This is a genomic window from Vibrio sp. 2132-1 (assembly GCF_033344315.1).
In genome coordinates this window covers 1-680 of record NZ_JAWPON010000377.1, presented here as the reverse complement: position 1 = coordinate 680, position 680 = coordinate 1, and the positions used below count along the sequence as shown (strand labels likewise).

The 680-nt window shown below is 42.5% G+C and carries 1 protein-coding gene and 1 pseudogene; one reads left to right on the top strand and one right to left on the bottom strand.

What is annotated here, in order from left to right:
* A partial coding sequence (locus R8N47_RS25535; RefSeq protein ID WP_318186143.1) for a dihydrofolate reductase family protein occupies positions 1 to 204 on the top strand: 204 nt, incomplete at its 5' end.
* Between the two features lie 142 nt (positions 205 to 346).
* Here the strand turns inward: R8N47_RS25535 and R8N47_RS25530 are convergent.
* Positions 347 to 680: pseudogene (locus R8N47_RS25530) on the bottom strand (hypothetical protein); the annotation flags it as partial.

The following is a 680-nucleotide window of genomic DNA, read 5'->3' as shown; positions in this document are numbered from 1 at the left end:
CTTTACATCGACGGCGGCGTGACGATTCAAAACTTCCTCAAAGAAGATCTTATCGATGAAATGGTGATCACGCGCTTCCCTATCCTACTTGGCGGCGGCGCACCTTTGTTTGGTGATTTGCTACAACCACTCCATTTTAAAGTGACCAAGAGCGAAGCGGTGCTAGATACCTTGGTTCAAACGACTTACGTGCGTGAAAGGTAATCGATAATTTAAACAAAAGAAAAACGCCCTTCCTAGAGATAGGAGGGGCGTTTGTTGTGTTAAGTACCTGTGTTCAGCATCGCTCATTTTTGGACGAGGTCAGCGCAACAAATTTATGTCTCGCAGTGAGCCTAATGGCTATTCATGATGCCGTTGGTAGTAGAATAGAATTAGAGTGAAGCTCATACCTAGTCTCTAGATTTTGTTTTTCTATGAAACTCTTTTCTTTCTGTGAGTAAGGATTTTTCGCTTTCAAATCAAGGAATATACCTTGATAACGCCACCCCTTACGGCGAAGTTCACTCACCGATTGCTCTCCACTTAGTAGCTTTCTTCCATACCTATCTCTGACTGTCACAATAACTTTGGTATTGTCCGGTTGCTCATCATATCCGTACCATATTAATGCCTCGGATTTTTCACCCAATATAAATGGGTCATCGTTTTGGGTATTTGAGCATTGAACAACGGTAAAC